Genomic DNA, 25065 nt, shown 5'->3' with positions numbered 1-25065 from the left:
GTTGTGGGTGGTCTTTCTCCCGCCTGTCAAGGCTGCGACTTGGGGATTGTGGCGGCTTTCGTCAACCTTGGCGGGATCGTGATCGACGTTCGAAATCGATAAAGGTAAACGGGTGCTCGTCATCAGCCCCTTTCGGGTGCTCGCTGCGCCGGGTTTCCGTGAAGGCAGAACGGTCGAAATCCGGGAAGATCGCGTCGCCCTCCGGCGCCGTATGGACCTGCGTCAGGTGGATGCGCGCTACATGCGGCAGGGCGAGCGCATAGATCTCGGCCCCGCCGGCGACCGCAACCGCATCGGCTCCCATGCGCACGGCGATCTCCTGGCCCATGGCGACAGCCTCGTCCCAGCCACGCGCCACATGGACGCCCTCTGCCGAAAAGCCCGGCTCCCGGGTCAGGACAATCGTCGCACGTCCCGGCAGCGGCTTGCCGATGGACTCGAAGGTCTTGCGGCCCATGATCATCGGCTTGCCCCAGGTCAGCTCCCGAAAGCGCTTCAGATCGGTGCGCAGGCGCCAGAGAAGGCGGTTGTCGCGCCCGATAACGCCGTTATCGGCCACGGCGACCACGAGGATGAGAGGCAGGGTCATGGGGACTTTCGGGGAGCAGAGTGGGTTTCGATCCAGGCGGCTCATTCCTCCCCCGAAACGGTCTCGGTTGCAAGGTTCGAGACCATCGGAGGACGCCTGTCCGATCCGCAGAATCCTGACAGGCTCCATGCAAGGGAATAGAGTTTCAACGAACAGACCATCAGGACCCTTCCGCCAGCCGCTCCAGCGCCTCCCCGGTCACCCGCTGCACGGTCCATTCGTCCATGGGGACGGCTCCGATGGAGCGGTAGAAGCGCAGGGCGGGTTCGTTCCAGTCGAGAACCCACCATTCCAGGCGCGGCAGGTTCTCGGCGACGCAGATCCGGGCGAGGTGCTTCAGCAGGACCTTGCCGATGCCCTTGGAGCGGAAGGCTGGCCTCACGAAGAGGTCTTCCAGGTAGATCCCATGCCGGCCGCGGAAGGTCGAAAAATTATAGAACCACAGGGCGAAGCCGGCGGGCTCGCCCTCCCATTCGGCGATATCCGCGAAGACGCGCGGATTCGGGCCGAACAGGGCCTGCGCGATATCGGCCTCGGTCGCGTCGACCTCATGGGCGAGGCGCTCATATTCGGCCAGTTCACGGATGAACGAGAGGACCAGGGAGGCATCGCGGGCCTCGGCCCTGCGGATGGTGAGAGAGGGGGAGAAGGGCACGGTGATGGTCATAGGACGGTTGTGCCCAAGCCCGCCGGCCCTGTCGAGCCTCAATCCGTCCCGTCTTCGGCCTTCTCGTCCTCCGCCTTGATACGGCGTGGGGAGCCCCACTCCTCCAGGACCTCGTTCATGTGGTCGAGAACGAAGAAGCGGGCGCTGTCCGTGTCGTAGCCGTCCTCGAGCAGCTCGTCGTAGTCGGTGAAGCGGTGGCGGATATAGGCCACGAGGGACAGCCAGGCAGCAGTTTCGGGCGTCGCCGTATGGAGGCCGCGGCTGCCGAGGGCGTGATCGGTCACCGCCTCGAATTCGTGCCGCGGGATGCGCGGCGCGAGGATCCGGACGGCGCTCTCGATGATCTCGCGCCGGCCCATGGCCTACACCGCGACGGGCGCCTTGATCGCCGGGTGAGGATCGTAATCCTCGATGGCGATGTCGTCGAACGTGAAGTCGAACAGGGAGCGCACCGCCGGGTTGAGGCGCAGGTGCGGCAGGGGCCGAGGCTCCCGGGACAATTGCAGGCGCGCCTGCTCCAGGTGGTTCATGTAGAGATGCGCATCCCCGAAGGAATGGACGAAATCTCCCGGCTGAAGGCCTGTCGCCTGGGCCATCATGTGGGTCAGGAGTGCGTAGGACGCGATGTTGAAGGGCACGCCCAGGAACACGTCAGCGGAGCGCTGGTAGAGCTGGCAGGAGAGCCGCCCCTCGGCCACGTAGAACTGAAACAAGCAATGGCAGGGCGCGAGCGCCATCTGGTCGAGCTCGGCGGGGTTCCAGGCCGAGACGATGAGCCGGCGGGAATCGGGATTGCGCCGAATCTCGTCCAGCACCCATTGGATCTGGTCGACCGAGCCGCCGTCAGGCTTCGCCCAGGAGCGCCACTGCTTGCCGTAGACGGGGCCGAGATCGCCGTTCTCGTCCGCCCATTCGTCCCAGATCGTGACACCGTTCTCCTGCAGGTAGCGGACATTGGTGTCGCCCTTCAGGAACCAGAGCAGCTCGTGAACGATGGAGCGCAGGTGCAGCTTCTTGGTCGTCACCAGAGGGAAGCCCTGGCTGAGGTCGAAACGCATCTGGTGCCCGAAGACGGACAGCGTGCCGGTGCCGGTGCGGTCGTCCTTGCGAATGCCCTCGTCCAGGATTCGTCTGAGAAGATCGTGATACGCCTGCATGAAGTGCTCCTCGTCTCTTTATAGGCCAGCCGCCCGGGAGGTTCCGAGAGCGCAAATCATCCCAACGGAACTTGTCCCCCGCTCTTTCAAAATGCGCCCGGCTTTCTTATATTGGGTGTGCCGGCTGCGAGGTCGGCTATGGCGATAAACGGCTATCGAAATAAACCCATCGGACCCGGGGGCGGTACCCGGCGCCTCCACCAAAACCCAGGCTGAGCCTAGGTTTCGGCGGGGGCGAAATAGGATCGACGAGGGCGTAAAGGGTAGACTTTCGCTCGGCATGGTTCCGCCGTTATCGGGCCGATTCAATAGTTGCCAACGACAACTATGCTCCGGTTGCGGTGGCTGCGTAAGCAGCTTCTAAAGCCGATTCAAAGCCCTAACGGGTAGCACCGTTAGGCGGGGTTCGGAGGCACCTGGCAACAGAAGCCTCCACTTCCTCTTCCTCAAGGGCTCCCTCATGGCCGGTAAAGACCTGATCCGCTACGATCTACTTGTGCAGGACGCGCTGAAAAGCGTGGTGCGCAAGGTCCTGATCGATGCCGGGAAAGACGGGCTGCCCGGCGAGCACCATTTCTACATCTCCTTCCGCACCGATTTTCCGGGCGTACGGCTCTCCAACCGACTGCGCGAGAAATACCCGCAGGAGATGACCATCGTCCTCCAGCACCAGTTCTGGGACCTCAACGTCACCGAACATACCTTCGAGATCGGCCTGTCCTTCTCGGGTGTGCCGGAGCGGCTGCTGATCCCCTTCGAAGCCCTGACCGGCTTCTTCGATCCTTCCGTGCAATTCGGCCTCAAGTTCACGACTGAGGGCGAGGAGGAGGACGAGATCGAGGAAGAGGCTCCCGCGCCGAAGCGCACGGGCGATTCGCAGCCTGTCGAGCTGAAGCGCCCCAAGGCCGGAACCACCGAGAAGGCGCCGAAGGCCAAGAAGCCCCCAGCCCCGGCTGAGGAACCGCCTCAGGCGGAAGCGGGCGAGCCCGCTCAGGCCGAGGGTGCGAAGCCCGAAGGCACCGCCCAGGTCGTCAGCCTCGACGCGTTCCGCAAGAAGAACTGACCTCTCGCTTTTGGCTACGAAGGCGGCCTCAGGCCGCCTTTTTGCTTTTTCGGTGCGTCAGTCTCATGGGCAGGCCACCCTCCGGTCTCAAGGTGATGCGATGCAGGGGCCGGACTTCGTGCCCCTTTGCCAGATCGAGCCGCACGGCGCGCACCACGCTCGCGAGGACAATGGTCGCCTCCTGGAGCGCGAAGCTGGCCCCGATGCAGACCCGCGGCCCTGCGCCGAACGGCAGATAGGCGAAGCGGTCGATCCTGTCCCGGTTCTCAGGCAGGAAGCGCTCGGGGTCGAAGGCATCAGGATCGCGCCAGAGCGTCCGGTGCCGGTGCAGGACATAGGGCGCGACCGTGACGACCGAGCCGGCTGGGATGTGCAGGTCGCCGATCCGGTCGTCCGCCATGGCAGCACGGCTGAGAAAGGGCGCGGGCGGATAGAGGCGCAGGGCCTCGTCGATCACCGCGCGGGTGAAGACGAGTTTTTCGAGATGCCGGACCTCGAAGGGGCCCTCGCCCAGCACCCGGTCCACCTCCTCCTCGATCCGCAACCGGGATTTCGGGTCCTGCGAGAGCAGGTACAGGGACCAGGAGAGGGCATTGGCCGTGGTCTCGTGGCCGGCGCCGATGAAGGTCACGATGTTGGCGCGCACGTCCTCGTCGGTCAGCCCCCGGCCCGTTTCCGGGTCGGCGGCTTCGAGGAGCAGGGTCAGGATGTCCCGGGGGGCGGGTTCGCCCCGGGCGATCAGGGCCTTGCGGGCCCCGATCAGCTCCTCGACCATCTCGTCGAAGAACCGGACCGCCGGCCGCGCCCTGAGACGCCCGATGCGGGGCACCCAATCGGGCCAGCCGAAGATGTCGATGGGGTCCACCCGGCCGATTCCTTCGAAATAGCGGGTGATGGCCCGGGCCAGGGCATCCGGATCGCGGGCGACCCCTTGGGTGAAGATCGTCCGCTCCAGCACGTCGAGGGTGATGCGGGTCATTTCCAGGGAGGCATCGACGATCCGCCCGTCCGGCCGGCGCTGCCAGCGCCGCACGAGGCGGTCCGCCGCCCCCACCATGGCCGGGAAGAACCCGGCGACCGTGCGCGGGTTGAAGAGCGGCGCCAGGGTCCGCCGCTGGAGGCGCCACTCCTCCCCCTCGGCGGTCAGCAACCCGCGCCCGAGGCCGGGCGCCAGGATGCGGATCTGCAGGTCGTCCTTGCGGTAATTGGCGGCGTTGTCGACGAGAACGTGGCGGATCACGGCCGGGTCGTTGACCACGGTCATGCGCCCGAGGACGCCCTCTCCGGAAACCACCGGCTCCTCGAAATGCTTGTCCATCCAGGTGGCGAGAGGATTCCGGCGGATCGCGAGCAGAAAGGCCAGCAGCCCCATGGGCTCGGTCCGCGGCCGGGGCGCCGGCGGGCGGAAAAGCGGCGTCTCGACGGTCTCGCTCATGGAATTTGACATGCCTTAGGGTCCGTGTGCTGTTGCGGGCCGCAAAACTTGAGATAAGAACACGAACCCCCATCGAAAGAGGTCAGGATGTCGCCCTCAACCCGTACCGAAACCGATACCTTCGGCCCCATCGAAGTTCCCGCCGACAAGCTCTGGGGTGCCCAGACGCAGCGTTCGATTCAGAATTTCCGCATCGGCGGTGAGCACATGCCGCTCCCCCTCGTTCACGCGATGGCCATCGTGAAGCAGGCCGCCGCCCTTGTGAACAAGGATCTCGGCAAGCTCGACCCGCGCCTTGCCGAAGCCATCGTGAGCGCCGCCGCCGACGTGGTGCAGGGCAAGTACGACGACGAATTTCCGCTGGTCGTGTGGCAGACGGGCTCGGGCACGCAGTCCAACATGAACATGAACGAGGTTCTCTCGAACCTCGCCATCGAGCGCCTCGGCGGCGAGCGCGGCTCGAAGAAGCCCGTTCATCCGAACGACCACGTCAATATGGGCCAGTCGTCGAACGATTCGTTCCCGACCGCCATGCACATCGCGGTTGCGCGTGAGATCAACGACCGGCTTCTCCCGGCCCTCAAGCACCTGCACAAGGCCCTCGACGACAAGGCCAAGGCCTTCAAAGACATCGTGAAGATCGGCCGCACCCACCTGCAGGACGCGACCCCGGTCACCCTCGGCCAGGAGTTCTCCGGCTATGCGATGCAGGTGCAACTCGGCATCGCGCGCATCGAGGCGACCCTGCCGGGCATCTACGCCCTCGCGCAGGGCGGCACGGCCGTCGGGACCGGCCTCAACGCCCATCCGGAATTCGCCGACCGCTTCGCCGCGAAGGTCATGGAGCTGACCGCCCTGCCCTTCACGTCGGCGGCCAACAAGTTCGAGGCCCTGGCCTCGCACGACGCCCTCGTCTTCACCCAGGGCGCCCTGTCGAGCCTCGCGGCGGGCCTGTTCAAGATCGCCAACGACGTCCGGTTGATGGGCTCCGGCCCGCGCTCCGGCATCGGCGAGATCTCGCTGCCCGAGAACGAGCCCGGCTCGTCGATCATGCCCGGCAAGGTCAATCCGACCCAGGCCGAGGCCCTGACGATGCTCTGCGCCCAGGTAGCCGGCAACCAGACCACCGTGACGTTCGCGGCGAGCCAGGGCCATTTCGAGCTCAACGTGTTCAAGCCCGTGATCGCCTACGCGGTGCTGCAGTCGATCCGCCTCCTGGCGGACGGCGCCGTCAGCTTCACGGATAACTGCGTCGTCGGCATCGAGCCGAACCACGAGCGCCTGAAGGACCTGATGCAGCGCTCCCTGATGCTGGTCACGGCCCTTGCGCCGAAGATCGGCTACGACAAGGCGGCCGCGATCGCGAAGACCGCGCACAAGAACGGCACGACTCTCAAGGAGGAAGCCCTGAAGGCGGGCGTCTCCGAGGCCGATTTCGATGCCGTGGTGCGGCCCGAGACCATGTTGTCGCCGGGCGAGTAAGGACCGGACGCGCCATGGCCGAGATCGTCAATCTGCGCCAGGCGCGCAAACGCAAGGCGCGGGCCGACAAGGAGGCCCGCGCCGCCGAAAATCGCGTCCTGTTCGGCCGCACCAAGGCCGAACGGGACAAGACCGAGGCGGAGAAGACCCTCACCGAGCGCCGCCTCGACGGGCACAAACGCGACGAGGACACGCCCTGACATGGCTTCCCTGGGCGCCGGCATCCTCAAGCGCTCGGTCTCCATTGCGGGACACCGCACGAGCATTTCCCTGGAAGAGCCGTTCTGGCAGGCCCTGCGCGAGATCGCGACACGCCGCTCGACTTCGGTCCAGGCCCTGATCGGTCTGATCGACGCGGAACGCGGCGCGCAGAACCTATCCTCGGCCATCCGGGTCTTCGTGCTCGACGACCTGCGTGAGCGCCTCAGCCGCCCGGACGGGAATTGATCGCCGGGGGTGGGGCAAGTTCCAGCGGCGGGGTCAGGGGCGGCATGGTGAACGGCACCTGATCGTCCGGAGGCGGCAGGGCCGCGTTCGGGTCGCTCCGCTGCTGCGACTGGATCCGCTCCGCCTCGATCCGGGCACGATCCGCCTCCTCGCGGGCCTTCGCCTGGCGGGCAGCCTCCTCGGCCGCGGCTTTGGCCCGACGCTCCGCCTCCTGCTGGGCCTGGATCTGGCGCTGCCGCTCAGCCTGCGCTTTCTCGAACGCCTCGATCTTTTCCAGCTCGCGCTTCAGCACGATGGCCGCAAGGCCGTTGCGGAACGGTCCGGCGTCGATTTCCCGCACGGGCGCCGCCAGCGAGCCGCGCCAGGTCAGCCCGATGGAGGGCGGTGCGCCGACCCAGCCCTGCGGCGCCGTCCTGGCAGCCAGCGTGCCACGGGCTTCGAAGGCCAGGGACTTGAGATCGTAGGTGACGGCGCCCTGCCAGGAAGCAGCGGCGTTCTGGACCACGAAGGGCGACAGGCGCAGGGACCCGGCGACCAGGGCCGCGGAGGTCGTCACGGCCGGGACCGAGAGTGCGGAGCGGCTCAGTTCCGCCGCGAGCGCCATCTCGGCCCTGCCCTCGGTCAAGGGGTCCGCATCCGCGAGCAGGCGCTTGAGGGCCCGGTCGAAGGCAGAAGGATCGACGTCCGGAATGCGCAGGTTGACGATCCGCCACTCTCCGGCACCGCCGAGATTGGACACCAGCCCGGCCATGGTATCGGCCGCCGTCCCGAACTTCAGGCTGCCCGAGACGCGCGCATCGAAGGGAGTGGCTCCCGCGAGGGCCGAGAGCGGAACATCCGCAATCGTCCCATCGCCCACCACGGACGCAAGGGCGCCCTGCCGGGTGATCGTGGTGGAGCCGGTGAGCTTTCCGGTTCCGAGCATGGCGTCGAGATTGCGGATCGAGACACCATCCGCCGTCGCCTCGACCGTAAAGCCCGCACGGGTCGCCTGCAGGCCGCGCCCGAGGTCCAGGCTGGCGACCTTGAAGGCGACCTGACCGCCGCTGACGAGGCGGGCGCTCTGGCCGAAGCGGGCGGTCGACCAGAGGGCGTTGGCATCGGGGCTCGGAGGCGTGTTGAGGGCCATGGTCGTCACGAGCCATGGCAGGGACAGGCGGTCGAGGGAGACGTCGCCGGTGATGTCTGAGCGGGAGCGCACCGCGAGCCGCGCCTGAACGTTGCTGTTGGCCACCTGCCCGGTGACCGTGACGAGCGAGGCATCCCGCTCCCGCCCCAGGGTGATCCGCGCCTGGGTCGGCACCGGAGACGCGACACCTGAGCCGTCGCCGAGCAGTTGCAGGAACGGCGCGATATCGCCGGCCGCAATCTCGGCCTCGCCGCTATCGACCACATCGTCGTCGGCGCTCAGGGTGAAGGGGCGTTTGGTGGTGATGCTCACGCCGCCTACGTCGCCTGCCACAGTGACGTTGAACTGCCCGGAGCCGACCCGCGTGCCGCGCAGGGTCACCTGCGAAGGCCGCTTCAGGGCCGGAGCGGCGGGGCGGTTCACCCATCGTCCCGTATTGTCCGTCACGAGCGTGACGTCCAGGTTCTCGGTGCGCCCGTCGAGGGAATCCACCGACCCCAGGAAAGTGCCGCCGGCTGCCGTGCCCTTCGCGGTGGTGCGCAGGCGCAGTTCCGTCGAATTCGGTGGCGGCGCTACGCGCTCGGTCACGATGTCGAGGTTGAGGTCGCCCTCCCGGAGGAAATACGGCACGAGCTTGGAAATGCCGCCGATCCAGACGCTGCCGAGAAGGTCCACCAGCGGCGCTGCGCGCTGCGCCGTAACCTTTCCGGCAATGCGCCCCGAGCCGTCCGGCGCGATGCGTCCGCTGACGCGGGCATTGGCGCTCGCGAGATCTGCAATTTCGAGGGACTCGACCAGGAGCGCGGGCCCGTCGGACAGGATGCGCGCCGTGATCCGGCCGGCCTCGGGACTGTTGCCCGCACGAACGTTGCGCGCTTCCAGGATGAAGCCGACATCGAGGTTCTGCGTCGCCTCGAACACGCTCGACACGCGGGGCAATTGATCGAGGTTGAGATTCTGGATTCCGACCTGCGCTTCCAGCTTGCCGCGCCCGTCTCCCTCCGGAGCCGTGTAGCGCAGGTTGCCGGTCAGGACGGCGTCGCCGGTCTTCACCCGCATCCTGTTGAAGGACAGGACCGGGTTGGAATACGCGACGTCGGAGGACATCTCGAGAGGCCGCCCGTCGAGGGCCTTGAGGAAGGGCGAGCGAAGGCCCAGACGGTCGAGATAGCGGGCGAACCGGTCCGACTGGTTCGACGCGAGCGCCACCTTCCCGTCCGCCCCGCCCTCGATGGTGAGCCCGACCGTTCCTTCCATGGCGACGCGGGTGTCGCCCGGCGCCTGGAAGTCGATCCGCTCAACCTTGGCGCGGCCCCGGTCGACGGACAGGCGCATGACCGCGTTGGAGAGCTCCTCCTGCGCGAGGCCGATGCTGTCGATCTTCAGGTCGAGGTCGAGCGGGATGGAGATATGCGGGATGGACCATGTCGCGAGGCGGCTTTTGAAGTCCTGCCCGTTGGAGGACAGGATGAAGCTGTCCGCGTCGAGCCGGCGACCTTCGAGCTTCAGGGAGATCCGGGGATCGTTGAGCTGCACCTTTCCCTGACCTGCCATGCGCAGGCTGGCGCCCCCCTCCCCGGCTTCGAGGCTCACGGGGTCGAGAACCACCTGCCCGGCGCCGGCCTTGAAATCCGTCTCGATGGCGATCGGGATCGGAATGCCCGCTGCCGCCACCTGGGCCGGCGGACCGAAGAGGATCTTGGCCTTGCCGGCAAGGGACGGGCTCGCCTCTCCGGGCGCCTCCCCCTCCAGGGCGAGCTTCGCGTCGAGGTCGAAGCGCGGATAGATATCGCCACCGCCGGACAGCCGGACCTGGACGGTCTTGTCAGATGTCAGCTCTCCCGTCACGAGCCGGAACGGCACTCCCGCCGTGGTGCCCTCGACCCTCCAGGGCCCGACGAGCTTCTGCCCCTCGATGGAAACGTTCTCCGCATAGGCCTGGTCCGTGCGGCCGGTGGTGGGCGTCTGCGTCGTCACCAGGAGTTGGGCGACCTTCAGGCTGTCGATGGCCCATTCCCGACTGCGGGCGCTGCCGGCGGTCAGGTCCTGCGGCAGGCGCCAACTCCCGTCCGGCGCCACCGGGACGCGGATGTCGGCGCGGCCGATCCGGGTCTCGGTGAAGCGGATCTCGCCACGCAGCAGCGGCGTCAGCGCGATCTCGGCCCAGACGAAATCCGCCGTCAGGGACGGAGAATCCGGCGTCTTGCCGCCGAGCCGCAGGCGGTCGAAGCGCAGGCGCGGCGACGGCAGGAGGCGCACGCCGATGCGGCCCTCCGTATGAGCTTCAGTTCCCGAGGCGCGCGAGATCAGGTGATCGATGGAGTCCCGGTGCGCCTCCCAATCCACGAACGGAGGGGCGGCAACGGCCACCGCCAGAATGAGAATCACGATCGATGCGATAATCGTCAGGATGTCGCGCAAGAGGCGGCCTTTTCTCCGTTTCGTCGCAGGATCTTTACCTCAAGGGCCCAAACAGCGGGAGCGGATCGCGGTTTCCATCCACTGTCAAAACGCAACAATCTTTCCCGGATTCAATATGTTGTGCGGGTCGACCGCCTGTTTCAAGGCACGCATGAGAGCAAGCGCCGCGGGTCCGTGCTCGATCTGGAGGTATTTGATCTTCTTCTGGCCGACCCCGTGCTCGCCCGTGCAGGTGCCCTCCATGGCGAGCGCCCGCCGCACGAGCCGGTCCACGAAAGCCTCGCAGGCCTCTATCTCAGCCGGGTCGTCCATGTTGACGAGCGGCTGGACGTGGAAATTGCCGTCTCCCACATGGCCGACGATGGGGGCGATAAGCCCGCTCTCGGCGATGTCGCGCTTGGTCTCGTCCACGCACTCCGCCAGGCGCGAGATCGGCACGCACACATCGGTCGCGACCGACTGCGCTCCCGGCCGCAGGCCCCGCGCCGCCCAATAGGAATCATGCCGGGCCTGCCACAGGCGCGAGCGCTCCTCAGGCTTCGTGGCCCATTCGAACGGGCCGCCGCCGAACTCGGTCGCGATGTCGCCGAAACGCTCCGCCTGCTCCTGCACGCCGGCCGTAGAGCCGTGAAATTCGAGGAGAAGCAGCGGGCTCTCGGGCAGGGTGAGCTTGGAATAGGCGTTGACAGCCCTCACCTGAAGCTCGTCGAGAAGTTCGATGCGGGCGATCGGGATGCCCGATTGGATCGTCATGATGACCGCATCGCACGCGGACTTCACATCGGGAAATGGGCAGATCCCGGCGGAAATCGCCTCGGGGATACCATGCAGCTTCAGGGTGATCTCGGTAACGATTCCGAGGGTGCCCTCCGAACCGACGAAGAAGCGCGTCAGGTCGTAGCCGGCAGAGCTCTTCTTGGCCCGGCTCGCGGTCCGGACCACCTCGCCGTCCGGCATGACCACCGTGAGAGACAGGACTGCGTCCTTCATGGTGCCGTAGCGGACTGCGTTGGTGCCGGAGGCCCGTGTCGCCACCATGCCGCCGATGGAGGCGTCGGCACCCGGATCGATGGGGAAGAACAGCCCCTTGTCCCGCAGGTGCTCGTTCAGCTCCTTGCGGGTGACGCCCGCCTCGACCACGCAGTCGAGATCCTCTTCATGGACCGCAATGATGCGCTTCATGAGGCTCATATCGATGCACACGCCCCCATAGGGCGCGTTGATGTGCCCCTCGAGGGACGTACCCGCCCCGAAGGGAATGAGCGGGACATTGTATCGGAGGCAGAGCCTGACGATCTCGGAGACTTCCTCGGTCGTTTGCGGATAAACCACCGCGTCCGGCGGCTGGTTCGGAGCCCAGGTCAGCGAATGGCCATGCTGCTGCCGCACGGCCTCGGAGGTAACGACCCGGTCGCCGAGGCGGCCCGTGAGTTCGGCGAGCAGAGGAACAAGGGCGGCTTGGTCCGGTTTCGTACGGAGGAACGGGTGGGGCGCGTTCATCGATGCTTCAGGTCCGATTGCGATGCTGACTCGTCCCATGACTATCAGAACCGTCGCAAAGGCGACACTCCGCGTGAGAAATACGTCGCAAGCCACTGGATCGTCGTGGGAAATGTGTTAGCGTTACGAAACGAGGAGGGAATATGGGCATGTTCGGGATCGGAGGAGCGGACTGATCATGGACGAGCGCGCGCCGGTATTCTTCTTCGCTCCGTTCGTGTCCTCGACCATGCGGGTCCAGCCGGCATGGATCGATTATAACGGGCACATGAACATGGCTTACTTCCACGTCCTGTTCGACCGGGCCGTGGAGGAGGCTTTCAGCCTCGTCGGCCTGGGGCAGGATTACGTCGAGGAGCGCAACGCCTCGTTCTTCGCCGCCGAGACCCATACCCTCTACCGCCGCGAATTGCGGGCCAAGGACACGGCCCGGGTCACGCTCCAGCTTATCGATTTCGACGAGAAGCGCCTTCATTTCTACATGGAACTCCGCCACGCGACGGAGGGATGGCTGTCGGCGACATCCGAGGGCCTGAGCCTCCACGTGGACATGGAAACCCGCAAGGTTACGCCCTTCCCGGACGACATTCTGGCCAATCTGGCGATCATGAAGGCGACCCATTCCCGCCTCGCCCGGCCCCAGGCCCTGGGCCGTATCATGGGAATTCCCGGCCGCTCCGACACCTTCCTGCGCGAGCCGATGCTGGCCTCCGGCACCTGCCACTGACCTGCCGCCGACGGCTGTTTCCACCCTTAGGCCGGCCTCAGCGCTACCCTGCGCTCAGCACCCCACGGAGCCCGGCGGGCAGGTTCTGATCCCGGCAGGCGGGGTCGGATTGCTGAAGGTCCTCTGCCGATCGATGCTCTGACGGAGCTGGTTCGTCTCGAACTGGTTCTGCTGCTCGAAGCGCTGAAGCCGCTGCTGCTGCTGCATATCCCGATTGAGCTCCTGCACCCGCCGCTCCGCCGGGCTCTTGCGCGGCAGACGGTTCTGCGCGACCGCAGGCGAAGCCAGGGAGAGAGCCAGACCCAGGCAGAGGAAAGCCTTCGACGCGTTGCGCATGGTTCCATTCCTTTCGGGGCCGACAATACCCATATGGCGATTGACGCCCTTCTCGACAACGAAGTTCCGCCTGCGGCAGGATCGCGCCCAATCCGGGCTCGACGCCGTTCGCCTTTTGATCCATGGTCGCCCCGATGAATCAGCCTGACACCAGACCCGAACCGCAGGGCGATGCCGCGTTCGAGCCGGCTTCCGGTTCCCTGAGCGCCCGCGCCCGTGCGGCGGTCACCCCGCAATCGCCCTATCTCTCGGGCCTCAATCCGGAGCAGCGCGCCGCCGTGGAGGCGACCGAGGGTCCCGTTCTCGTGCTGGCGGGCGCCGGCACGGGCAAGACCCGGGTGCTCACGACCCGCATCGCCCACCTCATCGCCACCGGGAAGGCCCGGCCTTTCGACATCCTCGCCGTGACCTTCACCAACAAGGCGGCCCGCGAGATGCGCGAGCGCGTGGCCTCCCTCATCGGCCCGGTGGCTGAGGGGATGCAGTGGCTCGGCACCTTCCACTCCATCGGCACCAAGATCCTGCGCCGCCATGCGGAACTCGTGGATCTGCGCTCCGACTTCACGATTCTCGGCACGGATGACCAGCTGCGCCTGATGAAGCAGGTGATCGAGGCGGAAGGCATCGACGAGAAGCGCTGGCCTGCCCGGCAGCTCGCCTCCATCATCGACGGCTGGAAGAACCGGGGCCTCGGGCCCGACCAGGTGCCGGCCGGCGAGGCGGGCGCCTTTGCCAGCGGCCGGGGCGGAAAGCTCTACCGGGCCTATCAGGAACGCCTGAAGACCCTCAACGCTGTCGATTTCGGCGACCTGCTGCTGGAATGCCTGCGCCTTTGGCGCGAGCATCCGGATATCCTCCAGCAATACCAGAACCGCTTCCGCTACATGCTGGTGGACGAGTACCAGGACACCAACGTCGCCCAGTATCTCTGGCTTCGCCTCCTGGCGCAGGCCCGCAAGAACCTGTGCTGCGTGGGCGACGACGACCAGTCGATCTATGGCTGGCGCGGTGCCGAGGTGGACAACATCCTGCGCTTCGACCACGATTTTCCCGGCGCCACCGTGATCCGGCTGGAGCGGAACTACCGCTCGACCGCGCACATCCTCTCTGCCGCCTCGGGCCTGATCGCCAAGAACCAGGGCCGCCTCGGCAAGACGCTGCGGACCGAGGACGAGCCGGGCGAGAAGGTCTCGATCACGGGCGCCTGGGACTCGGAGGACGAGGCGCGCCTCATCGGCGAGGAGATCGAGGCGCTGCATGCCAAGCGCCATCCCCTGTCGGAGATCGCCATTCTGGTACGCATATCGGCCCAGATGCGCGAGCTGGAAGACCGGCTCGTGACCCTCGGCGTGCCCTACCGGGTCATCGGCGGTCCGCGCTTCTACGAGCGGGCGGAAATCCGGGACGCCCTGGCGTATCTGCGGGTCGTCAACCAGCCGGCGGACGATCTCGCGTTCGAGCGCATCGTCAACGTGCCCAAGCGCGGCTTGGGAGATGCGACGATCCAAGTGCTGCACAACCATGCCCGCGCGGCGCGGGTGCCGCTGCTCGAAGCGGCGCGCTTCATCGTCGAGACCGACGAGCTGAAGCCGAAGCCGCGGGCGACCCTGCGCGATCTGCTGATTTCCTTCGGGCGCTGGGCGAAGCTCTCCGAGACCATGACCCAGTCCGAGGTAGCCCAGACCGTGCTAGAGGAATCCGGCTACACGGAGATGTGGCAGAAGGACAAGTCAGCGGATGCGGCGGGGCGGCTCGAGAACCTCAAGGAGCTCGTGCGCTCCATGGAGGAATTCCCGGACCTGCAGAGCTTCCTGGAACACGTCTCGCTGGTGATGGAGGCGAACGAGTCCGACACCACCGAGCGCGTGAGCCTGATGACCCTCCATGCCGCGAAGGGCCTGGAATTCGACACCGTGTTCCTGCCCGGCTGGGAGGAAGGCCTGTTCCCCAACCAGCGGGCGCTCGACGAGAGCGGCCGCGCTGGCCTGGAGGAAGAGCGCCGCCTCGCCCATGTGGGACTGACCCGGGCCCGGCGCCGGGCCAAGATCTATTTCGCGTCCAACCGGCGGATCCACGGCCTCTGGAACTCGACCGTCCCGAGCCGCTTCATCGACGACCTGCCGGAGGCCGACGTGGAGATCATGGAGGCGCCCGCCAACTTCTCCTATGGCGGCGGCTTCGGGGGCGGCTCCCGCTTCGACCGGATGACGCCTTTTTCGGGCTCCAGCTACCAGACCCCCGGCTGGCAGCGGGCACAGGCCCACCGTTCCACGGCTGACGACGGCGGCTATTCGGCCCGCCGCTCAGGCGACCGGCGCGGGCCGATGATGATCGAGGGTGAGCTCGTGGCGAAATCCACCGGCGGCTCCAGCTTCTCGGTGGGCGGAAGGGTGCTCCACACCAAGTTCGGGCCGGGCACCGTCGAGGCCGTGGATGGCAACAAGCTCACGGTGGAGTTCGACAAGGCCGGCCGGAAGATGGTGCTCGACAGTTTCGTAGAGTCGCTGGGGTAACTTTAAGCTAGCCTACCCGTCTTCCGCTCAACGGATCTCGGGTGTTCGCGGGAGGCGCCGCCCCGCTCTCCTCCCCCTTGTGGGGAGGAGTTGGAGGTGGGGGTGCAGCGCGACATTCTGAGAGTCCTGCGCCCACACCCCCACCCTGGCCATCCCCACAAGGGGGAGGGGAATCCGCCGCGCCATGTCACAGGCGCGCGACGTTACTTCCTGTCATGCCCCCCACATCGTCGGAACCTCGGCGCTGCAAGAACCGAACTCTCCGGCTCATGACTAGGGACCGAAAGGAAGGGATCAGCCCTCTAGCCACGCTGTCGCAACTGTGGAACCATCCGGCCCGGCTGAGACTGTGAGCAAGGGGCCCTCATGTTTCCTCTCTCCCACATGCTGAAGGCATTCGTCCGCACCGGCACGCTCAAGGTGATCGATGCGGACGGCAAGGCCCATCTCTTCATCGGGACGCCGGAACCGAGAGTGACCATGCGCCTCACGGACCGGTCGCTCTACCACAAGCTCTTCCTCAATCCGGAGCTGCATGCGGGCGAGGCCTACATGGACGGGCGGATGAGCTTCGAGGAAGGGTCCACGCTCAGGGACTTCCTGATGCTGTTCTCCCTCAACCGCTCGACACTTGCGAACTATCCGCTGCAGAGCGTCCTCAAGCGCATCTCACGCGGCGTGAAGCGGTTCCAGCAGGCGAACCCGGTGGGCAAGGCTGAGCAGCACGTCGCCCATCACTACGATCTCGGCAACGATTTCTACAGGCTCTTCCTCGACGAGGGGATGCAGTATTCCTGCGCCTATTTCGTCCATGAGGACGACACCCTGGAGGAGGCGCAGCGCAACAAGCTTCGCCTTCTCGCCTCCAAGCTCCAGCTCAAGCCAGGTCTGAAGGTCCTCGATATCGGCAGCGGTTGGGGCGACCTCGCGCTCTATCTTGCGGCCATGGAGGACGTGGACGTGACGGGCGTGACGCTCTCGAAGGAGCAGCACGCGCTCTCCAACGAAAAGGCGCGGCAGGCGGGCCTCTCCCACCGCGTCCGTTTCGAAATGCTCGATTACCGCAAGCTCGAAGGCCGGTTCGACCGCATCGTCTCGGTCGGCATGTTCGAGCATGTGGGCGTTCATCATTACGGCGAGTTCTTCTCCAAGATCAACGCGCTCCTTAACGACGACGGGCTGATGGTCCTGCACTCCATCGGCAAGATGAGCCCGCCCGGCACGGCCAGCCCATGGCTCAGGAAATACATCTTCCCGGGCGCCTATTCGCCCGCGCTCTCGGAGGTGTTTCCGGTCGTCGAGCAGAACAGCCTGTGGGTGACGGATCTCGAGTTCCTGCGTCTCCACTACGCCAAGACCCTGAACCACTGGCACCGGCGCTTCGAGGCCAACCGGGACAGGATCAGGGATATGTACGACGAGCGCTTCTGCCGGATGTTCGAGTTCTATCTCATCAGCGCCGAGTCCATGTTCCTCACGGGCAGCCAGCTCGTGTTCCACATGCAGCTCGCCCGGCGGCGCGACGCCGCGCCCATCGTGCGCGACTACATCACCGACCTGCAGCGCCACTATCGGCTGCAGGAGGCCGAGCGGCTGAAGATCCTGCAGCCGGCGGAGATCCGGAGCGAATCCGTCCCGGCTAAGTGATCGTCTCGTAATCCTTGTTCTTCAGGCCGTCATGGGAATGGCGGGTCGGCAGCTTGCTCTCAGGCTGCTTCTTGAAGAAGGACGAGGCCTTGGCGCCCATGGGGCCCTTCGAGATCGTGATGCCACCGTCGACCGCATAGAGTGCGCCGGTCACGTAGCTCGCCTCGTCCGAGGCCAGGAAGCAGAACACGTTCGCGACCTCTTCGGGCGTGCCGCGCCTCCCCATGGGGGTCGCCTGGGTGACCATGGAGGCGAGCTCCGCGTCCATGGGGCCGGTGGATTTGTGCGTCCAGGCAGTGTCGATGGGTCCGGGGCAGACGCAGTTGGCCCGCACGCCGTAGGCCGCCTGCTCGCCCGCGATGCCGCGGATGAAGGAGTGGATGAAGGCCTTCGTGCCGCCATACATGGCGTTCTTCGGATGACCGATCGTGCCCGCCTCGGAGCCGGTCGCGACGATGTTGCCGTGGGACTTCTGGAGATACGGCAGGGCGAACTTGGTCATCAGGAAGACGGAGCGCACATTGGCGCGCAGGGTCTCGTCGAACTTGTCGATCGGGTAATCCTGTGTCTCGGCGACGGCCAGGAACACACCCGCGTTGTTAATGAGCACATCGAGCCGGCCATAGGCGCTGATGCAGGCCTCGACGGCGGCCTCCGCATGACGCTCCTCGGCAATGTCGCCGAGATAAACTTCCGCGAAGCCGCCCGCGCCGTTGATGAGCCGCGCCACGTCGTCCACGGGATCGTCCGGCAAGCCGACCAGCAGGAGCCGGGCGCCTTCCCGAGCGAATTTCAACGCGATGGCCTCGCCGATTCCGGTGCCGGCCCCGGTGACGATCGCGACCTTGTCGTAGAGACGTCCTGGCATGATGGGCTCCTGTCTTGGCCGGGAGGGAATCCGGACGAACGAGCTGGTCCGGACCAGAGCACAACGGATCGGCTTTCGGCCGGTTCCGGGTCCCGCGGGCGCCCCGTCCGCCCAGGTCGGGCGGACCTGCCGCATTTTCACGCGGAATGCCTCCTCCCGCTCCTCCCCGAAATGCGCTAAGCGATCCCCATGCTCGAAGGACTTCACCCCAACCGCCCGACCCATGTCTTCCGCATCACGACCGATGGACGCTCGGCCCGTGCCATGACGGAGCTGATCGGGGAGATTTTCGACCCGGCCGAGACGGCTGTCGCCGCCTTCGAGGCGGAGGAGGACGGCCCCTGGCTGCTCGAGGCCTATTTCGCCCGTCAGCCGGACGAGGCCGCCATCCGCGACCTTCTCCGGCCCATCGTCGGAGCCGAGGCCGACAAGGGCGTGTTCCTGCCCCTGGAGCAACAGGACTGGGTCAAGACGTCCCTCGAAGGGCTCAAGCCGGTCCGGGCGGGCCGTCTGCTGATCCATGGATCCCATGACCGGGACGAGCGCCGGACGAACGACCTCTCCATCGAGATCGAGGCGGCACTCGCCTTCGGCACGGGCCATCATGGCACGACGAAGAGCTGCCTCCTGGCTTTCGTGGATGAACTGAAGCGGCGTAAGCCCCGTCGTGTCCTCGACGTCGGCACGGGGACGGGCATCCTGGCCTTCGCGGCCGCCAAGGTCCTCAAGCAGCCGGTGGTGGCGGGGGACATCGATCCCGAAGCCGTGCGGGTCGCCCGGGAGAATGCGCGGCTCAACGGCATCGGGGCCTGGATGAAGCTTTATGTGGGACCGGGCGTCCGGCACGCGATGGCGGACAGGCCCGGCCATTTCGACCTGGTCTTCGCCAATATCCTGGCGAAACCCTTGCGCCAGCTCGCCCCTTCCCTCACCCGCGTGGCGACTCCTGACGGAGTCCTGATCCTCTCAGGCCTCCTGGGGCGAGACGTGCCGGGGGTACTGTCGGCCTATGCGGCCCAGGGCTGGTACCTGGACCGCCGCTACGACCTGGAGGGCTGGGTCGCCCTCGTCATGCGGCAGGGCGGGGCGCATCCGCGCCCCCGCCGGTTCGAGGATTACTCGCTCACGACGTCCGGATAGCGCCGGGCCAGGGCCTGACGCAGGACCATGGCCTCGACACAGACGTCACGGGCGGCTCTGAAGGCCTTCAGAATGGCGACGATCATCATGGTTCTCTCTCCTCAACGTTCTGCGGACGGACGATTGGCTGGCTCGCCGTAGCGGGCGGATATTTCACGCAAAGCCGCCTCATAGGGGCGCAGCTGACGGGCCGCGGCGCTGGCTCGGCCGGCTGTCAGGGACCCGATCACGCGCCGCGCGTGGAGCCCGAAACCTGAATTCGGGGAAGCGCCCGATACGATCGGCGCGAAAGTGACTGCTGACATTGGCTCATCTCCCAAAGTGGTGCGATGACCCTTCGACGTTCCTCATTATGTCGTTGCCATATAGGTAAGAAGAACTGACCTTTTTGAGGAGTGGGCTGGACGGCATGAGAGCCATGATCCCTTTGCAGTTCACAAACGGAAAAGTTCACCTGACAGGCACCCGGCGCATGGAAAGCAGGCATTCCGCCCGAACCGACGGCATACGCCTCCGGTGAAAAATCCTGCTCTCTCCGGTGCGCGACCTGTTCCGTTGCGGCGCAAAGCGCTCTAGCTTGGCGCCCTTCAGTTCCCAGACCGGTTTATCCCTCTCATGGCCCGCTTCCAGAGTTTCGACGATTCCACCTCTCCCGCTCAAGGTCCGGAGCGGATCGCAAGGCTGCGCACCGAGTTGGCGCGCCGGGGCTATGACGGCTTCATCGTCCCGCGCGCCGACGAGCACCAGGGCGAATACGTGCCGAAAAGCGCGGAGCGGCTGGCCTGGCTGACGGGCTTCACGGGCTCGGCCGGAACCGCCGTGATCCTTCAGGACAAGGCCGCCCTCGTGGTGGACGGGCGCTATACCGTGCAGGCGGCCGAGCAGGTGGATACCTCGGTCATCACCCCCGTGCCCCTGGCCGAGACCTCGGTCGAGGACTGGATCGCCGCCAGCCTCCCGGCGGGCGCGATCCTGGCCTACGATCCGTGGCTGCATACCAGCGACGGCCTCAAGCGCCTGGAGAAGGCGACCGCCCGTGCGGGGGCGAAGCTCGCGCCGGTGGACATGAACCTGATCGACGTGATCTGGATCGACCGTCCCGCCCCGCCGCAGGCTCCTGTGTTGCCCCACCCTCTCGATTATGCGGGCGAGACCGCGGCCTCCAAGCTCGCGCGGCTGCGCGCGAAGATGGCCGAGGCCAAGCTCGACGCCCTCGTCATCTCCGATCCGCACAACCTCGCCTGGGCCTTCAACCTGCGCGGCGGCGACGTAGGCCATACGCCGCTTCCGCTCGGCTATGCGGTCGTCCCGAAGGAAGGGCGGGCGCAGCTGTACTTCGACCGGGCGAAAATGACGAACGAGGCCGGCGACGCCGTAGGCGATCTCGCGGATTTCGTGGACATCACCAGCTTTCTCGTGGGCCTCGATGCCCTCGGGCAGAGCAGCGATAAGGTCCGCATCGACGCCGCGACCGGCTCCGTCGCGCTGATCCGGCGGATCGAGGCGGCCGGCGGAACCGTGGATGTGGGCGCCGACCCCATCGCTCTCATGAAGGCCGTGAAGAACCAGGCGGAGATCGCCGGCTCCCGCGCGGCCCATCTGCGTGACGGCGTGGCGGTCGCGCATTTCCTCGCCTGGCTCGACCGGGAGGCCCCGAAGGGCAGCCTCACGGAGATCGACGCCGTCGAGGCCCTGGAAGCCTTCCGGATGGAAACGGGCGCTTTGAAGAACGTGTCGTTCCCGTCGATCTCCGGCGCCGGCCCCAATGCGGCCCTGCCCCATTACCGGGTCACCCGGACGAGCAACCGGCCCATCGAGCGGAACGGGATCTTCCTCATCGATTCCGGCGCGCAATATGAGGACGGCACGACGGACATCACGCGCACGATCGTCGTGGGCGAACCCAGCTCCGAGATGAAGGACCGCTTCACCCGGGTGCTCAAGGGCCATATCGCCATTGCGCGCTGCGTCTTCCCGAAGGGCACGAGCGGCGCCCAGATCGATGCCTTCGCGCGCCAGCCGCTCTGGGAGGCCGGCCTCGATTTCGACCATGGCACCGGCCACGGCATCGGCAGCTATCTCTCGGTACATGAAGGGCCGCAGCGCATCGCCAAGACGGGCACGACGCCTCTTGAGGCCGGGATGATGCTGTCCAACGAGCCGGGCTTCTATAAGCCAGGCGAATACGGCATCCGGATCGAGAACCTGATCCTCGTGGAGCCCCGGACCATCCCCGGAGGCGACCGGGAGATGCTGGGCTTCGAGACCCTGACCTTCTCGCCCATCGACCTGCGCCTCGTGGAACCGGCCCTCCTCACGTCGGACGAAATTGCCTGGCTCGACGGCTACCATGCCGAGGTTCGGGAGAAGATCGGTCCGCACCTGGAAGGCGAGACGCGGGCTTGGCTGGAGCAGGCGACCCGCCCCATCGGCTAAGCCGCGTCACTCTTAAGCCGGCCGGGCCTGGACCATGGGAGCGGGCGCGGCGCTTAAGGTGACGTCCCGCTCCGCAAGGAGCTCCGCGAAGGCGTCCGATTGCAGGTAGGCCAGCTCTGCGGGCCGGCTCTCGACGGCCGGATCGAGGCTGCGCAGCTCATCGTCCACATAGCCTGGGTGACACATCACCACGGGTCTCGGCCCCAGATTGGTGAAGGCCGTGGCGAAGACTCTTTGGGCCGGCACCGACATGTCGAGGGGCGAGAAGCCCGAAAATCCTTCATTCGTGCGGAATCCCGCCGCGCGGGCCTGCTCCCGGAAGCCCCTGGCCAGCGCCTTGACGATCAGCGCCTTGCCGCGGCTCACCGGCCGCCGCAGGATCGAGGTCATCCGGTCGGACGGATCACGAAGCCAGACCCGGCCCGCATAGCCCCTCTCGGTCAGGGCCGAGAACAGGGCCTGGCGCACCAGCGGCAACACATGGACATGCTGGTGCCCGTCGACGAAATCGGGCGCCACTCCATGCACCGCCTCGAAGGCTACGATCTGGCGGGAGATCTCCTCCCGAATCTCGTCCACGGACAGCCGCCTGCGCAGGGCATTGGAGAGGAGGGCCCCGAGGGGCAGAAAGGTCCCGCTCGGGGCCAGATGAGGCATCGGCTGGATCGGCACCCCGACCGTGAGGTTGAGATGCAGGCCGATCCCGATCCGCCCCACGAAAGGGCCGAGCTCCGGCGCGGCCCGGCGCCAGCCGGGCATGTTGGTCATGGCGCTCGTGGCCGAAAGACGGCCGCGCTCCGCCAGGTCGAGAATGCCCCGGCTCACCCCGTCGGTCAGGCCGAAATCGTCGGCACAAAGCACTACCTGGCGCTGCGGGCTCATTCTCACCTCAAAATCGGCTATGCCGCACCCTATCCCTCTTGAGCTGAACAGAAAACTCGGGTCTCAATGCGGCCCGGGTCGAAGGGACCTCCGGTCGAAGGAAGAATTTGTGGCGTCGCCTGAACTCAGCGTCATCATCCCGGTCCATAACGAGAGCGCCAACATCGCGCCTTTGTGCGCACGGCTCCTGCCCGTCCTGAACCGGATCACTTCCCTTTGGGAAATCATCTTCGTCGACGACGGCAGCCGGGATGATACCCTCCCGCGCATCAAGGCCCTCAGCCTGACCGAACCGCGCATCGGAGCCATCTCGTTCAGCCGCAATTTCGGCAAGGAGATCGCCATCGCGGCCGGTCTCGACCATGCCCGGGGCGACGCCACGATCATCATGGATGCCGATCTTCAGCACCCGCCGGAGATGATCGAGACCTTCGTCGAGCGCTGGAAGGAAGGCTACCTCATGGTCTACGGCCAGCGGACCGACCGCTCCGACGAGACCCGAGTGAAGCGCGGCTTCGCTCATCTGTTCTATCGCCTCTTCGCCCGCTTCGGCGAAATCGGCCTGCCGGAAGGCGCGGGCGATTTCCGGCTCATCGACCGCAAGGGCGTCGAGGTGCTGCAGACCCTTGGCGAGAAGGCCCGCTTCTCGAAGGGCCTCTATGCCTGGATCGGCTTCAAGAGCACCGGCGTGCCCTTCGTCGTGGAGGAGCGCCTGCATGGCCTCACCAAGTGGAGCTTCCGCAAGCTCTTCCGCTTCGCCTTCGACGGCATCGCGGCCTTTTCGACCGTGCCGCTCAGGGTCTGGACCTATCTGGGCTTCCTGATCTCGTTCCTGTCCATTGCAACGGCCATTTACTTCCTGATCCGCACCCTCCTGTTCGGCACCGACCTGCCGGGCTTCCCGAGCCTGATCGTCTCCGTCATGTTCTTTTCCGGCATCCAGCTCATGTCGCTCGGCATCATCGGAGAATATGTGGGTCGCATCTTCGCGGAGGTGAAGAGGCGGCCGCTCTATGTGGTCCAGGAGCGGGTGGGCGGTGCCGCGGAGGTCAGCACGAGCCTCGTCCGGGACGATCCCCGGCTGCGCCGGGCCTGACCCATGTTCAGGAAGATCCTCTCTGTTGGGGGCTGGACTCTCGTCTCCCGCCTCACCGGCTTCATCCGGGACGTGGTCATCGCCGCCGTGATGGGCACAGGGCCTGTCGCGGACGCCTTCGTGGTGGCCTTCAAGATCCCCAACAACTTCCGCCAGATCTTCAGCGAGGGCGCTTTCAACAATGCCTTCCTGCCCACCTACGCGCAGGTGCTGGAGAAGGAGGGCGAGGACAAGGCCCGCTCGTTTGCGAGCCGCATCACCACGCTGATGCTGATCGTGCAGGTCGCACTGCTCGGGTTGGCTTTCCTGGCCATGCCGGTGGTGGTGAACCTGCTCGCCCCGGGCTTCACGGACGAGCCGGCAAAGTTCGACCTTGCGGTGACGCTGACGCGCATCACCTTCCCGTATCTTCTCTTCATCACGCTCGTGACGATCCTCTCGGCGATCCTCAACGCCCATGAGCGTTTCGCCGTGGCGGCCGCCTCCCCGGTCCTGCTCAACCTCTCGCTGATCGTCGCGCTGGCGCTTGCCTTCCTATTTCCGAATGCGGGCCATGCGGCCGCCTGGGGCGTCACCGTCTCGGGCGTGCTCCAGCTCGGCCTCGTCTGGTGGGATGCCCAGCGCAAGCGCATTGCGCCCACGCTCGCGACACCCCGCTCCGATCCGGCCATGCGGTCCTTCTTCAAGACGCTCGGCCCCGCGGTGATCGGCTCGGCCGGCGTGCAGATCGCCATTTTCGCCGACACGATCATCGCGTCCTTCCTGCCAACCGGTGCGGTGTCGTCGCTCTATTATGCGGACCGCATCTACCAGCTTCCCCTCGGGGTCATCGGGATCGCGGCCGGCACGGTGCTTCTGCCGGAAATGAGCCGCCGCATCGCAGGCGGCGACGTGGCAGGCGCCCATGCGGCACAGAACCGGGCGGTCGGGCTGACCCTTGCCCTCGCGGCGCCCTTCCTCGTGGCCTTCGTGGCCATGCCGGACCTGATCATGACGGCCCTGTTCCAGCGCGGCGCCTTCGACGCGGAGGCTGCCGCCCGCGCAGGCGCGGCGCTCGCGGCCTACTCGGTCGGCCTGCCCGCCGCCGTGCTGATCCGCTCGGCGCTCGCGAGCTTCTATGCCCGCTCGGACACGCTGACTCCGCTCTATGCCTCGCTCACGGCTGTGGCAGCCAACGTGCTCCTGAAGATCGTCCTGATGGGACCCTTCGGGGTGGTCGGCCTGGCGCTTGGCACTGCGCTCGGCGTCTGGATCAACCTGATCCTGCTCTTCATCCTCGCCCATCGGCGCGGCTGGAACGACCCAAGCAAAGGCCTGCTGCGCACCTGCATCGCCGTGGTGTTCGCGAGCCTGGCCCTGGGGGCCTTCGCATGGCTCGCCCCCGCGCCCCTTTCGAGCTGGACCAACACCCTTCCGGCCTGGCGCAGCGAGACGCTGCTGGCCGTCCTCGGGGCCTCTGGGGCCATACTCTACGGCGTCGTACTGCTTGGCGGCATGAAGGTTTTCGGCGTGCGCCTGGCGCGGCGCTGA

General features: G+C 66.4%; 22 protein-coding genes and 1 other RNA gene. 12 read left to right on the top strand and 11 right to left on the bottom strand.

Features of this window, described 5'->3' with window-relative positions:
- Positions 1-61: 61 nt before the first annotated feature.
- The 4 genes from C4E04_RS05670 to C4E04_RS05655 all read right to left on the bottom strand — a co-directional run bounded on the left by C4E04_RS05670 (position 62) and on the right by C4E04_RS05655 (position 2413).
- A complete protein-coding gene (locus C4E04_RS05670) occupies positions 62-589 on the bottom strand; it encodes a dihydrofolate reductase (RefSeq protein WP_109595774.1) in 528 nt (175 codons plus the stop codon).
- A 160-nt stretch (positions 590-749) separates the two neighbouring features.
- On the bottom strand, positions 750-1256 hold the full coding sequence (locus tag C4E04_RS05665; protein ID WP_109595772.1) for a GNAT family N-acetyltransferase: 507 nt from the start codon (positions 1254-1256) through the stop codon (positions 750-752).
- 38 nt (positions 1257-1294) lie between these two features.
- Complete coding sequence (locus C4E04_RS05660; protein ID WP_109595770.1) at positions 1295-1615, bottom strand: DUF2293 domain-containing protein; 321 nt, start codon at positions 1613-1615, stop codon at positions 1295-1297.
- A 3-nt stretch (positions 1616-1618) separates the two neighbouring features.
- Complete coding sequence (locus C4E04_RS05655; RefSeq protein ID WP_109595768.1) at positions 1619-2413, bottom strand: thymidylate synthase; 795 nt, start codon at positions 2411-2413, stop codon at positions 1619-1621.
- 80 nt (positions 2414-2493) lie between these two features.
- Here C4E04_RS05655 and ssrA point away from each other — a divergent pair.
- Together ssrA and C4E04_RS05645 are read left to right on the top strand one after the other, a co-directional pair.
- Positions 2494-2850, top strand: a transfer-messenger RNA (tmRNA) gene (ssrA, locus tag C4E04_RS05650).
- A 23-nt stretch (positions 2851-2873) separates the two neighbouring features.
- Entirely contained in the window at positions 2874-3476 is a 603-nt protein-coding gene (locus tag C4E04_RS05645; RefSeq protein ID WP_109600813.1) for an SspB family protein, read from the top strand.
- A gap of 28 nt (positions 3477-3504) precedes the next feature.
- On the opposite strand, the gene C4E04_RS05640 is transcribed toward C4E04_RS05645, so the two are convergent.
- Positions 3505-4923, bottom strand: a complete 1419-nt coding sequence (locus tag C4E04_RS05640; RefSeq protein ID WP_245416244.1) for a cytochrome P450 — start codon at positions 4921-4923, stop codon at positions 3505-3507.
- A 75-nt stretch (positions 4924-4998) separates the two neighbouring features.
- On the opposite strand from C4E04_RS05640, the gene fumC reads away from it, so the two are divergent.
- From fumC to C4E04_RS05625, 3 genes are read left to right on the top strand one after another with little or no spacing between them, the layout of a single operon-like run.
- Positions 4999-6393 carry a class II fumarate hydratase gene (gene fumC / locus C4E04_RS05635; protein ID WP_109595766.1) on the top strand — a complete coding sequence of 465 codons (1395 nt, stop codon included), beginning with the start codon at positions 4999-5001 and terminating at the stop codon, positions 6391-6393.
- Positions 6394-6407: 14 nt separating this feature from the next.
- Positions 6408-6593, top strand: coding sequence for a DUF4169 family protein (locus C4E04_RS05630; RefSeq protein ID WP_109595764.1), 186 nt, complete (start codon positions 6408-6410; stop codon positions 6591-6593).
- Positions 6594-6603: 10 nt separating this feature from the next.
- Positions 6604-6840, top strand: coding sequence for a ribbon-helix-helix domain-containing protein (locus tag C4E04_RS05625; RefSeq protein WP_245416296.1), 237 nt, complete (start codon positions 6604-6606; stop codon positions 6838-6840).
- On the opposite strand, the gene C4E04_RS05620 is transcribed toward C4E04_RS05625, so the two are convergent.
- On the bottom strand, positions 6818-10390 hold the full coding sequence (locus tag C4E04_RS05620; RefSeq protein ID WP_109595760.1) for an AsmA family protein: 3573 nt from the start codon (positions 10388-10390) through the stop codon (positions 6818-6820). The two genes, C4E04_RS05625 and C4E04_RS05620, sit on opposite strands and share 23 nt — an antisense overlap.
- A gap of 84 nt (positions 10391-10474) precedes the next feature.
- Positions 10475-11890 (bottom strand): FAD-binding oxidoreductase, encoded by a 1416-nt coding sequence (locus tag C4E04_RS05615; protein WP_109595758.1) that lies wholly within the window; start codon positions 11888-11890, stop codon positions 10475-10477.
- Between the two features lie 178 nt (positions 11891-12068).
- Between C4E04_RS05615 and C4E04_RS05610 the strand changes: the two genes are divergently transcribed.
- Positions 12069-12617, top strand: coding sequence for a thioesterase family protein (locus tag C4E04_RS05610; RefSeq protein WP_174219252.1), 549 nt, complete (start codon positions 12069-12071; stop codon positions 12615-12617).
- A gap of 54 nt (positions 12618-12671) precedes the next feature.
- Here the strand turns inward: C4E04_RS05610 and C4E04_RS05605 are convergent, their stop codons facing one another.
- Positions 12672-12953 carry a hypothetical protein gene (locus C4E04_RS05605; protein ID WP_109595754.1) on the bottom strand — a complete coding sequence of 94 codons (282 nt, stop codon included), beginning with the start codon at positions 12951-12953 and terminating at the stop codon, positions 12672-12674.
- A 134-nt stretch (positions 12954-13087) separates the two neighbouring features.
- On the opposite strand from C4E04_RS05605, the gene C4E04_RS05600 reads away from it, so the two are divergent.
- Both C4E04_RS05600 and C4E04_RS05595 read left to right on the top strand, forming a co-directional pair.
- Complete coding sequence (locus C4E04_RS05600; protein ID WP_109600808.1) at positions 13088-15466, top strand: ATP-dependent helicase; 2379 nt, start codon at positions 13088-13090, stop codon at positions 15464-15466.
- Between the two features lie 366 nt (positions 15467-15832).
- Positions 15833-17113: a cyclopropane-fatty-acyl-phospholipid synthase family protein gene (locus tag C4E04_RS05595; RefSeq protein ID WP_109595752.1), complete on the top strand. Its 1281-nt coding sequence runs from the start codon at positions 15833-15835 to the stop codon at positions 17111-17113.
- Here C4E04_RS05595 and C4E04_RS05590 read toward each other — a convergent pair.
- A complete protein-coding gene (locus C4E04_RS05590) occupies positions 17106-17981 on the bottom strand; it encodes an SDR family NAD(P)-dependent oxidoreductase (protein ID WP_109600806.1) in 876 nt (291 codons plus the stop codon). The two genes, C4E04_RS05595 and C4E04_RS05590, sit on opposite strands and share 8 nt — an antisense overlap.
- A gap of 189 nt (positions 17982-18170) precedes the next feature.
- Between C4E04_RS05590 and C4E04_RS05585 the strand changes: the two genes are divergently transcribed.
- The gene (locus tag C4E04_RS05585) at positions 18171-19121 is read left to right on the top strand and encodes a 50S ribosomal protein L11 methyltransferase (protein WP_109595750.1); all 951 of its coding nucleotides are present in this window, start codon (positions 18171-18173) and stop codon (positions 19119-19121) included.
- 101 nt (positions 19122-19222) lie between these two features.
- On the opposite strand, the gene C4E04_RS20815 is transcribed toward C4E04_RS05585, so the two are convergent.
- Positions 19223-19426 carry a hypothetical protein gene (locus C4E04_RS20815; protein WP_162559293.1) on the bottom strand — a complete coding sequence of 68 codons (204 nt, stop codon included), beginning with the start codon at positions 19424-19426 and terminating at the stop codon, positions 19223-19225.
- Between the two features lie 310 nt (positions 19427-19736).
- Between C4E04_RS20815 and C4E04_RS05580 the strand changes: the two genes are divergently transcribed.
- On the top strand, positions 19737-21557 hold the full coding sequence (locus C4E04_RS05580) for an aminopeptidase P family protein (RefSeq protein ID WP_109595748.1): 1821 nt from the start codon (positions 19737-19739) through the stop codon (positions 21555-21557).
- Positions 21558-21569: 12 nt separating this feature from the next.
- Here C4E04_RS05580 and C4E04_RS05575 read toward each other — a convergent pair whose 3' ends face one another.
- On the bottom strand, positions 21570-22439 hold the full coding sequence (locus C4E04_RS05575) for a ChbG/HpnK family deacetylase (RefSeq protein WP_109595746.1): 870 nt from the start codon (positions 22437-22439) through the stop codon (positions 21570-21572).
- Positions 22440-22548: 109 nt separating this feature from the next.
- Between C4E04_RS05575 and C4E04_RS05570 the strand changes: the two genes are divergently transcribed.
- Positions 22549-23535 carry a glycosyltransferase family 2 protein gene (locus C4E04_RS05570; protein ID WP_245416243.1) on the top strand — a complete coding sequence of 329 codons (987 nt, stop codon included), beginning with the start codon at positions 22549-22551 and terminating at the stop codon, positions 23533-23535.
- Positions 23536-23538: 3 nt separating this feature from the next.
- Complete coding sequence (gene murJ / locus C4E04_RS05565) at positions 23539-25065, top strand: murein biosynthesis integral membrane protein MurJ (protein ID WP_109595741.1); 1527 nt, start codon at positions 23539-23541, stop codon at positions 25063-25065.

Origin of the sequence: Microvirga sp. 17 mud 1-3 (assembly GCF_003151255.1) — a bacterium.
Classification (GTDB): domain Bacteria; phylum Pseudomonadota; class Alphaproteobacteria; order Rhizobiales; family Beijerinckiaceae; genus Microvirga.
Note: the sequence above shows the minus strand (reverse complement) of the source record. Positions and strands in the feature narration are given on the sequence as shown.